Source organism: Telmatospirillum siberiense (genome assembly GCF_002845745.1).
In the GTDB taxonomy this organism is placed as follows: domain Bacteria; phylum Pseudomonadota; class Alphaproteobacteria; order Rhodospirillales; family Magnetospirillaceae; genus Telmatospirillum; species Telmatospirillum siberiense.
In genome coordinates, this window is sequence record NZ_PIUM01000009.1 from 143,720 (window position 1) to 154,321 (window position 10,602).

The 10,602-nt window shown below is 62.2% G+C and carries 6 protein-coding genes; 3 read left to right on the forward strand and 3 right to left on the reverse strand.

What is annotated here, in order from left to right; genetic code table 11:
* The first annotated feature begins 6 nt into the window (after positions 1-6).
* On the forward strand, positions 7-1,818 hold the full coding sequence (locus CWS72_RS10395; protein WP_101250548.1) for a thiamine pyrophosphate-binding protein: 1,812 nt from the start codon (positions 7-9) through the stop codon (positions 1,816-1,818).
* 81 nt (positions 1,819-1,899) lie between these two features.
* On the opposite strand, the gene CWS72_RS10400 is transcribed toward CWS72_RS10395, so the two are convergent.
* Together CWS72_RS10400 and CWS72_RS10405 are read right to left on the reverse strand one after the other, a co-directional pair.
* Positions 1,900-3,261, reverse strand: a complete 1,362-nt coding sequence (locus CWS72_RS10400) for a sigma-54-dependent transcriptional regulator (protein WP_101250526.1) — start codon at positions 3,259-3,261, stop codon at positions 1,900-1,902.
* The gene (locus CWS72_RS10405; RefSeq protein WP_101250527.1) at positions 3,254-5,110 is read right to left on the reverse strand and encodes a sensor histidine kinase; all 1,857 of its coding nucleotides are present in this window, start codon (positions 5,108-5,110) and stop codon (positions 3,254-3,256) included. Before CWS72_RS10405 ends, CWS72_RS10400 begins: the two co-directional genes overlap by 8 nt.
* Positions 5,111-5,397: 287 nt before the next feature.
* Between CWS72_RS10405 and tcuC the strand changes: the two genes are divergently transcribed.
* A complete protein-coding gene (gene tcuC / locus CWS72_RS10410; RefSeq protein ID WP_101250528.1) occupies positions 5,398-6,717 on the forward strand; it encodes an MFS transporter in 1,320 nt (439 codons plus the stop codon).
* 74 nt (positions 6,718-6,791) lie between these two features.
* Here the strand turns inward: tcuC and CWS72_RS10415 are convergent, their stop codons facing one another.
* Entirely contained in the window at positions 6,792-7,742 is a 951-nt protein-coding gene (locus CWS72_RS10415; protein WP_158240586.1) for a LysR family transcriptional regulator, read from the reverse strand.
* Positions 7,743-8,196: 454 nt separating this feature from the next.
* Between CWS72_RS10415 and CWS72_RS10420 the strand changes: the two genes are divergently transcribed.
* Positions 8,197-10,419 (forward strand): NADP-dependent isocitrate dehydrogenase, encoded by a 2,223-nt coding sequence (locus CWS72_RS10420; protein WP_101250530.1) that lies wholly within the window; start codon positions 8,197-8,199, stop codon positions 10,417-10,419.
* Positions 10,420-10,602: the final 183 nt, after the last annotated feature.

The following is a 10,602-nucleotide window of genomic DNA, read 5'->3' on the forward strand; positions in this document are numbered from 1 at the left end:
AAACAGATGACGAAAATAGCAGAAAGAAAGGTCGACAAGCACGCGACGGCGAAGCATGTCCTGAAGCGTCCGCCGGGCGAAGGACGGACCGGCGGCGAGATTCTGGTCGCCTGCCTCGAGGCACTGGGCGTCGAGACGATTTTCGGCCTGTGCGGCCATGGCGTGATCGGTTTTATGGATGCCCTGCATGGTTCGAAACTCAATCTGATCAGCTTTCGCCATGAGCAGTTCGCCGCCCATGCGGCCGACGGTTATTTCCGCGTCACTCACAAGCCGGGCGTTGTGATGACCCATCTCGGGCCGGGCATGACCAACGCCATCACCGGCGTCGTCAACGCGGCGCTCGATTCGACGGCGATGGTGGTGATCTCGGGCGATATTCCGAGCCAGCATTTCGGCCGTGACGCGCATCAAGAGATCAAGATGCACGGCGATGCCACTCAGTTCGAGATGTACAAGCCCTTCGTCAAACGGGCCTGGAAGGTCCAGAGCGTCGAAGCGCTGCCGTCGATCATCGCCCGGGCGTTCACCGTGGCGACCTCGGGCCGTCCGGGTCCGGTGCTGATCGATGTGCCGATGGACATGTTCTCACGGCGCTCCGACGTCAAGATCCCGGCCTTCACGCCGGCCAAGGTCAACGTCACCCGTCAGCGCGGCGACAGCGAAGCGATCGCCCGGGCAGCGGACCTGCTGGCCAGCGCCAAGGCGCCGGCCATCTATGCCGGCGGCGGGGTAACGCTGTCGGAGGCCTCGGCGGAACTGACGGCGGTGGCCGAATATCTCGGCATTCCGGTTTGCACCTCCCTGATGGGCAAAGGCTCGATCAACGAGAACAATCCGTTGGCCCTGGGCATGACCGGCTTCTGGGGCACCAAGATCTCCAATACGGCGGTGCGCGAAGCCGACGTCATTCTGGCGGTCGGCACCAAGTTCGCCGAAGCCGATTGTTCGTCCTGGATGCCGGAATACACCTTCAATATTCCGCCGACACGGTTGATCCATATCGACATCGACCCCGAGGAAATCGGCAAGAACTACCCGACCGAAGTGGCCATCGTCGGCGATGCCAAATCTGTGCTTGAAGATCTGCTGGCCGCAGTGGCGGCCCGTCAGCCGAAGCGCGACTGGAAAGACCAGCCTCGTACTGCCGATCTGGTCGGGCAGAAGCTGGCCTGGTGGGAGGCGTTGCGCAATGTCCCCGGTCTCGACAACACGCCGATCCATCCCGGCCGCATCCTGGCCGAAGTCCGCGCCGCGCTGCCCGATGACGGCATCGTGGTCACCGACGTGGGGTGGAACAAGAACGGCCTGGCCCAGCAGTTCCCCATCGTCAAGCCGCAGACCCACTTCCCGCCCGGCGGTTTCGCCACCATGGGATTCGGTCCGGCGGCGGTGATCGGCGCCAAGGTCGGGGCGCCCGACAAGGTGGTGATGACCCTGATCGGTGACGGCGCCATGAGTTCGGTCACCGGTGTGCTGGCCACGGCCCGCGAACAGAACACCAAGGCCATCTGGCTGGTGATGAACAACTACGCCTTCGGCACCATCTACGGCCTGCAGCAGCACTCCTACCACCGCGATATCGGCACCCTGTTCGTCGATAAGCGGACCGGAGAATCCTGCGGACCCAACTTCGCCGAGGTGGCCAAGGGCTTCGGCGTCGCGTCGCGTCGCGTCGAGAAGCCCGAGGATCTGCGACCCGCCCTCCAGGAAGCCATCGCCCACGACGGTCCCTTCCTGCTCGACGTCGTCATGGATAAGACCATCGCCGTTCCCACTGATGGATATTGGGACATTCTCGATATCTATCAGTACTGAGAAAACGCCCGGGGGGGCGTCTGGCCGGGGCGGTCCGCGCGGAAGGCGGGCCGCCCCGGCTTCTTTTTGTGGGGGGGGTTATTACTCCCCTCGCAGATAACGCCGTCTGTCGATGGCATAGCGGGTCATTTTCTCGTTGAGGGTTCGCCGCGGGACGTCGAGGAGTTCGACCACGGCCTGGACATCGCCGCCACAGGCTTCGAAGGCGGTTTCGATGGCTTGCCGCTCGAAACCGGCGACCTGCGCCGCCAGGGGCAGGCCGGGTGACGGCGCATCCTGCCGGACCTGGCTCGCCGTCAGGCGTCCGCCCAAGCCAAGGGCGTGGCGTTCGGCGGCGTTTTTCAATTCGCGCACATTGCCGGGCCAGTCGTGGGCCATCAGCGCGGCGAGTTCGGATGAGCTCAAGGCGCGCGGCTCGCGTTCGTGCCGGCGCGCCGCCTCGGTCGAAAAGAATTCGAAGAGCAGGGGGATGTCGCTTCGCCGCTCGCGCAATGGCGGCACGACCAGTTCGGCGACGTTCAGCCGGTAATAAAGGTCCTCGCGGAATCCGCCGCCGCGGACCGCCGCCGACAGGTCGAGCTTGGCGGCCGAGACGATCCGCGCGTCGGCGGGGACGCTTTGGTGCGAGCCCAGCCGTTCCACCACCTTTTCCTGGAGCGAACGCAGGACCTTGGCCTGCAGAACGAGCGGCATGCTTTCGATCTCGTCGAGAAACAAGGTGCCGCGATGGGCATATTCCAGCTTCCCGATCCGCTGTCCGGTGGCGCCGGTGAAGGCCCCGGCCTCGGAGCCGAAGAATTCGGCTTCGAACATGGTTTCCGGAACGGCGGCGCAATTGATCGCGACGAAGGCGTTCCCGGCCCTCGGGCCGAAATCGTGCAGGCAGCGCGCCACCATTTCCTTGCCGGTTCCCGTCTCGCCGACGATGACGACGTTGACGTCGGCCTTGGCCAGTTCGGCCAGGTCGCGTCTTAAGCTCTCGATGGCGGCCGAGGTGCCGAGCAGGCGGCTGGCAATGCCGGAATCGTTGGACATCTGCCGGCGCAGGCGGCGGTTTTCCATGATCAGGCGACGCTTCTCGCTGGCGCGTCGTACCGATTCGCTCAATCGTTCCGGCAGAAAGGGTTTTTCGAGGAAATCGTAGGCGCCTTGGCGCATGGCCTCGACCGCCATGGCGACATCGCCATGTCCCGTCAGCAGAATGACCGGGAGATCCGCATCGCGGGACTGCGTCTCGCGCAGCAGGTCGAGGCCGTCCATCCCCGGCATCTTCACGTCGGACAGCAGAACGCCGGGGAAGTCCGGTCCCACATATTCCAGGGTCCGGCGGGGATCATCGAAGACATAGACCTGGAAACCGGACAATCCCAGCCATTGTTCGACCGACGCGCGAACCGGCTGTTCGTCATCGACGAACAGGACCAGTGGACGATCATCAGCCATGGGAACCTCCGCCTGGCGCCGGGGCGGGAGAATGCTCCGGCAGGGTGATGACGAAAACGGCGCCGCCGCCGGGGGCGTTTTCCGCCCGCATCGAACCGCCGATGTCGCGGATGATGCTTTCCGAAAGGGACAGGCCGATGCCCAATCCTTCGCCCACTTCCTTGGTGGTGAAGAAGGGGTCGAATACATGCTCGACATGTTCCGGCGCGATGCCCGGACCGTTGTCGGCGACCTTGATGACCCAGGTTCCCTCCGATGCCTCGGCCGTCATCGACAGGCGCTTGACCTGGCAGGCCTTCACCGCGTCGAGGGCGTTGCCGAACAAATTGACGATGACCTGTTCGAGACGGATGCCGTCGCCCAGGATGCAGGCGTCGGGAGGGATGTCGCAGACGATGATCGCCTTTTCGGATTTGGCCCGCGCCTCGACCAGCATCATGGCCCGCTTGGCCACCTCGGCCAGCAGGACCGGTTCGCGGCGGCTGCCGCCCTTGCGCGAAAACGTCTTGAGATGGCTGGCGATATGGCCCATCCGCTGGTTCAGATCGTCGATCAGCCCGAGATTCCGGAAAACCTGACCCAGATCGCCGCGCTGGGCAAAGACCCTGGCACTGGCCAGATAGGTCTGGACGGCCGTCAGCGGCTGGCTCAACTCATGGGCGACGGTTGCCGACATCTGGCCCAGGGCGGCCATTTTTCCCGCATGCACGAGCTCCGTCTGGGCGTCCCGCAATTCCCTCTCGGTCCGCAGGCGTTCCTCGATCTCGGCTTGCAGGTCGGCGGTGCGTTTGGCCACCGTCAGTTCCAACTCGTCCCTTGCCGTTCGAAGGGCTTCGGCGACCTCGTCGCGGGCCTTGGCCTGGGCGACGATCCTCAAGAAACGTTGTCTTAGGAACAGAAGCAGAAGAAGGACGATGATCCAGCCGAAGGCGGCGATGATGGCGGCGTTTCTGCTTCCGGCGAGAATGTCGTTCATGTCCGTCAGGTAATGGATGGTCCAGGATTCGCCGGGAATGGCGGCGGACTGCACCAGATAGCTCCGGCGCCGTCCGTCCGTCTCCAGCGTCAGGATGTGCACGTCTTTTTCGATATCGCGGGATTGGATGACTTTGACCGAGCGCAAGGGAACGTCGGCATATTGCTGGGTGGCGTCGAGTGTCGCGCGCGCTTCGGCGTCGAGCGTGCCGAGGACGGCATATTTCCAATCCGGCTGCGAGGTGAGGATGGCGATGTTGTGGATGTCGGTCACCATCACCTTCTCGCCGCCGCTGGCCCATTCGCGCTGCAATTGTTCCAGGTCGACCTTGACGATGGCCACGCCCTGCGGGCTGTCCCCATCGAGAACGGCGCGGGCCAGGAAGTAGCCGGGAATGCGGGTGGTCACGCCGACGCCGAACCAGCGGCCGCCGCCCGTGCTGATGGCATCCTTGAAGAAGGGGCGGAACTCGTACCGGTGACCGACATAGGTGTCGGGTTCGCGCCAGTTGCTCGCGGCGATGGCCGTCCCTTCCAGGTTTTCGATATAGAGGGCGGTCGAGCCGGCCGCCGCGTTGGCGCCCTCCAGCCATTCGTCGACGGCCCTGAGGCGAACGGGATCGGTCTGATCGGCCAGGAGAGCCCTGACCTTGCCGTCGTGGGCCAGCATGAACGGCAGATAGGAATAGCGTTCGAGCGCATTGACGATGGTGCTGGAATAAAGCCTGAGCCGCTGGAATCCATGGGCGGTGGCGGAGGTCATGGCGCCGCTTCGCCCCAGCGAGGCGGCTTGCCAGACGACGACGGCACCGATGCCGATGGCGGCCAGGAGGGGCATCGCGTTATGAAGCCATCGGCGAAACGGCCGGGCCATTGCCTATCCCTTTGTTCTCAAACACCGCGGACGATCCGCTTTGCTGTTGGTAGCACGGATGGCGCCCCGATGCATTTCCGATCAATGGAGCCGGGGGAGAGACTATTCGGCGAAAATCCGCCGATCGAATCAGCTCGTCAGCGGATTTCCGCCGAGCCGCTCCGGCGGCCCGTTCCGAAGTCCGCGCTTTCCGGGGATCGCGCGCGTTCCGCCATTTGGCCCGCGTCTTGCTGTGCTGTGCCCTCAAAGGGCATGACCCGGGTCAATGGTTAACAGGGAGAAGCGGAATGGACGCAACGGTCCCGCAGCAGTCGAAACTCTGGCGGGTTTTCCAGGTTTCGAGCGGCAATTTCCTCGAAATGTACGATTTCATGGTCTTTGGCTATTACGCCAAGGCCATCGGCGGAGCCTTCTTTCCCAGCGACAGCGAGTTCGCCACATTGATGGCGACCTTCATGACCTTTGGCGCCGGCTTCCTGATGCGTCCGTTGGGCGCCATATTCCTCGGGTCCTATATCGATCACCATGGGCGGCGCAAGGGCCTGATCGTCACCCTGGGCCTCATGGCCGTGGGCACCCTGACCATCGCTTGCGTTCCGGGTTACGAAACCATCGGACTGCTCGCCCCGATCGTCGTTGTCGTCGGGCGTCTGGTTCAGGGGCTGTCGGCTGGTGTGGAACTGGGCGGCGTCTCGGTCTATCTGGCCGAAATCGCCACGCCCGGTCACAAGGGTTTCTATGTGAGCTGGCAGTCGGCCAGTCAGCAGGTGGCGGTGATCTTCGCCGCCACGCTCGGGATGATGCTCAGCTCCTATCTGCCGCCGGCCGATATGGCCGCCTGGGGGTGGCGCGTGCCGCTGATCATCGGCTGCGTGATCATTCCCTTCCTGTTCATGCTGCGGCGGACGTTGCAGGAAACCGAAGAGTTCAAGGCGCGGACCCATCATCATCGGCCGTCGCCTTCGCAGATTTTCCGATCTGTCGCGGTGAATTGGCGTCTCGTCCTGCTGGGCGCCTTCATGGTCACCATGAGCAACGCCGCCTTTTACATGATCACCGCCTATACGCCGACCTTCGGCAGCGCGGTGCTGAAGCTGTCCAATCTCGATGCCTTGACGGTCACTCTCTGCGTCGGCTTTTCAAATCTGTTTTTCGTGCCTTTGGGCGGGGCTCTTTCGGACAAGTTCGGCCGCAAGCCGGTGCTGATCGGGTCCGCCGGACTGATGCTGCTGACCGCCTATCCGATCATGTCCATGCTGATCAGCGCGCCGTCCTTCAATCATCTGTTGCTGACCGAATTGTGGCTGTCGCTGCTTTATTCGAACTACAACGGCGGCATGATCGTCTATGTCACGGAAATCATGCCGGCGGAAGTGCGGACCTCGGGTTTCTCGCTGGCCTATAGCTTGTCGCAGACGTTCTTCGGCGGTTTCACTCCGGCGATCTGCACTTATCTGATCCACGCGACCGGCGACAAGGCCATTCCGGGGGCATGGCTGTCCTTTGCCGCCGTCTGCGCCCTGACCGCCACCTTCTTCGCCTGGCGGCGGGAAGTGTCGCATCGGCACCTGGAGGGAGAGGCGCTGGCCGCCGCCTCCGCCCGCTGACATCTTTCCAACCCGCCGCGACGGCGTTCCCCGAAACGCGGGAAACGCTGTCGCGGCGGGATATGGCGGCTGGGTCAGCCGCGTTCGATTTCCTCGCCGCAGGCGACCTCAAGAACGATTTCGATGAATTCCATGGCGGCCGGCGACGGCGATTCGCCCTTGCGCGTCAGAATTCCATAGTCTTCGAGCTGTCTGTCGAATGAGATCGGCAACCGGGCGATCATGCCGCGCCGGATATAATCCCTGACGGAGGACACCGGCAGGATCGCGACCATATTGCTTCCCTGCAGAAGCTGCAGCGTCGTGAAGATCGACGTGGTTTCAATCAGATTGGCCGGTGACTTCAGGCCCATGTCGGCCAGCGTCCCTTCGAACAATTTGCGGGTGGGGGTGCTCAATGGGTGGAGAATCCAGGGCCAGTCCATCAACTGCGCGAGCGAGATGTCCGGCTGGGCGAGCAGCGGATGCGTCGGATTGACGGCCACGCACATCTGCGTCGCCGCAATGTCTCGGAAGTCGAACGTGTTGTGCTGATGCTCGCTGGTGAAGCGACCGATCACCAGATCCAGGTTCTTCTCCTCCAGTTCCGTTATCAGGATGTCGCTGGTTCTCTCCAGAACCCGGATGGAGAGAAGCGGGCGTTTTTCCTTCATCCGCATGATGGAGGGCGAGAGCAGGTAGGCGATGCCGTAGGTGGCGCCGATCATCACCATGCCATGCCCGCCCTTTCTCATATGGTCCAGTTCCTCGACGAATTTCCCGGTGGCGTTCAGGGTCTCGCGGGCGAAGCGGATGACGAATTCACCAAGGTCGGTCGGCTTCATGTTGCGGGGCAGGCGTTCGAACAGCACCAGTCCGAACAGGTCTTCGATGTCTTGAAGAATCTTGGTGGCGGCGGGCTGGGTGATGTTCATCTGCTGGGCCGCCAGATGCATGTTGTGACTTCTGCCCAGAGCGTCGAGAAGGACCAGATGTCGCAGCTTCAGCCGGTTGCTCAAAGTCTGCAGGGAAAGCGAGGGGCGCAAGCGGGATTTCTCCGTCTTGATCACGTCGGGAAGGCAGGCCGTCCAGGTGTCAGGCCGCCTCCTTATGATAACGAGATGGAATTGGATGTGACAGATTAATTCATTGGAGTGTATCGCGGTCGAGCCGGTATATTTTAGCCACATAAACAACATGGATATTATTCCATGTCATGGAGCCGATCGGTAATCGCGGAATGTGAGCAAGTTAACGGCGGCTATATTCATGAAAAATCAAGTCGCCGTTTCGTTGGAGGTGAAGCCAAGACACTCGCACCGCCTAAACCATTACTGAAATTGGGGAAATAAAGCGCCAAAATTGGCGTACAACCAACCTCGCACGACATCTATCATAGGGATGTTCGTCGTAGGGCACCCGCCTGCCACCGTCTCAATGCCTCTTTAACGCGAGGCCGGTCCGCGTGCGGATAACGACACTTAGGAAGGTAAAAGAAAGATGACCACCGCGAAGATCATTTGGACCAAAGTGGATGAGGCGCCCGCGTTGGCGACCTATTCCCTGTTGCCGATTGTCGAGACTTTCACCAAGACAGCGGGGATCACCGTCGAGACCCGGGACATTTCCCTGGCCGGCCGCATTATCGCCAATTTCCCCGAAAAACTTGCTCCCGCCCAGCGTATCGCGGACGAGTTGAGCGAGTTGGGGGCGTTGGCCAACAAGCCGGAAGCCAATATCATCAAATTGCCCAACATCAGCGCGTCGATCCCGCAATTGAAGGCGGCGATCAAGGAACTGCAGACGCTGGGCTTCGACATTCCCAACTATCCGGACGAAGCGAAGACCGACGCCGAAAAGGACATCAAGGCCCGCTACGGCAAGGTGTTGGGCAGCGCCGTCAATCCGGTCCTGCGCGAGGGCAATTCCGATCGTCGGGCCGCCGCCGCGGTCAAGCAGTACGCCAGAAACAATCCGCACAAAATGGGCGCCTGGGGTGGTGATTCCAAAACCCATGTGGCGCATATGAGCGCCGGCGATTTCTATGGCAGCGAAAAATCCGTTACCGTCTCCGAGCCCGGCGATGTCCGCATCGAATTCGTTGGCCGGGACGGCAAGGCCTCGGTGCTGAAGGAAAAAACCCCGCTGAAGGCCGGCGAGGTGATCGACGCTTCGGTGATGAGCCGCCGGGCGCTGCGCGCCTTCTATGCCGAACAGATCGAGGACGCCAGGAAGCGGGGTGTGCTCCTGTCCGTGCATCTCAAGGCGACCATGATGAAGATCTCCGATCCGATCATGTTCGGACATGCCGTTTCGGTCTTCTTCGAGCCCGTTCTCACCAAGCATGCCGAGGTCCTGAAACGGCTGGGCGTCAACCTCAACAACGGCTTTGGTGATTTGCTGGCCAAGATCGCCACTCTGCCGGACGCCGAGCGGGGCGCCATCGAGGCCGACATCGCGGCTTGCTACAAGTCCCGGCCGGAACTGGCGATGGTCAATTCCGACAAGGGCATCACCAACCTGCATGTGCCGAGCGACGTCATCATCGATGCCTCGATGCCCGCCATGATCAGGGAGTCCGGGCGGATGTGGGGGGCCGACGGCAAGCTGCACGATACCAAGGCGGTGATCCCCGATCGCTGCTATGCCGGCATCTATCAAGTGGCCATCGAGGACTGCAAGAAGAACGGCGCTTTCGATCCGCGCACCATGGGCAGCGTTCCCAACGTCGGTCTGATGGCGCAGAAGGCCGAGGAATACGGCTCCCACGACAAGACCTTCGAGATTGCCGGTGACGGTGCCGTCCGTGTGGTCGATGGCGCGGGCAAGGTCCTGCTGGAGCAGCCGGTCGAAGCCGGCGATATCTTCCGCATGTGCCAGGTGAAGGACGCGCCGATCCAGGACTGGGTCAAGCTGGCGGTCAGCCGGGCGCGGGCGACGGGTGCGCCCGCCATCTTCTGGCTGGATGGCAAGCGGGCTCACGATGCCCAGATCATCGCCAAGGTCGAACGCTATCTGAAGGATCACGACACCAAGGGTCTCGATATCCGGATCATGTCGCCGGAGGACGCCATTCGACTGTCCCTGGAACGGATCCGCAAGGGCCTGGACACCATTTCGGTTACCGGCAATGTGCTGCGCGACTATCTGACCGATCTGTTCCCGATCATCGAACTGGGCACCAGCGCCAAGATGCTGTCGATCGTTCCCCTGATGGCCGGTGGCGGGTTGTTCGAGACCGGGGCCGGCGGCTCGGCGCCCAAGCATGTCCAGCAATTCCAGGAGGAGGGCTATCTCAGATGGGATTCCCTCGGCGAATTCCTGGCGCTGGGCGTGTCCCTGGAGCATCTGGCGCAGACCTTCAACAATCCGAAGGCCCAGGTTCTGGCCGACACCCTCGACCAGGCCAATGGTAAAATCCTGGAAAACAACCGTTCTCCGGCCCGCAAGGTGGGCGAGCTGGACAACCGGGGAAGCCATTTCTATCTCGCCCTCTACTGGGCGCAGGCATTGGCGGCGCAAAGCCGGGACAAGGAGTTGCAGGCCCGTTTCGCCGGACTGGCCAAAACGCTCTCCGAAAACGAGGCGAAGATCAATGCCGAGCTGATCAGTGCCCAAGGCAAGCCGGTGGACATGGGGGGCTATTATCTCCCGGATTTCGGCAAGACATCGAAGGCGATGCGCCCCAGCGCGACGCTGAATGCGGCTCTGGCCGCAGTCTGAAGTGAAGAGCGCCCGGCGGCTGGCTCCCCCTTTCCCAGCCGCCGGGTTTTCAAGGAACCGTTTCGTGTTTGAGTTCGACGATTTCGATTTTTACCCTGTAGACCCGTCGAGCGAGGTTTCGCTTCGCGGGGAGATCCAGACGCTTTTGCGCAAGAGCGGCCTGGATTACGAGGATGGGATCGA

Excerpts from the sequence above, each read along its gene's own strand:
- CWS72_RS10395 (WP_101250548.1), top strand. The coding sequence starts at position 7 with ATGACGAAAATAGCAGAAAGAAAGGTCGACAAGCACGCGACGGCGAAG.
- CWS72_RS10400 (WP_101250526.1), bottom strand. The coding sequence starts at position 3,261 with ATGGCTGATGATCGTCCACTGGTCCTGTTCGTCGATGACGAACAGCCG.
- CWS72_RS10405 (WP_101250527.1), bottom strand. The coding sequence starts at position 5,110 with ATGGCCCGGCCGTTTCGCCGATGGCTTCATAACGCGATGCCCCTCCTG.
- tcuC (WP_101250528.1), top strand. The coding sequence starts at position 5,398 with ATGGACGCAACGGTCCCGCAGCAGTCGAAACTCTGGCGGGTTTTCCAG.
- CWS72_RS10420 (WP_101250530.1), top strand. The coding sequence starts at position 8,197 with ATGACCACCGCGAAGATCATTTGGACCAAAGTGGATGAGGCGCCCGCG.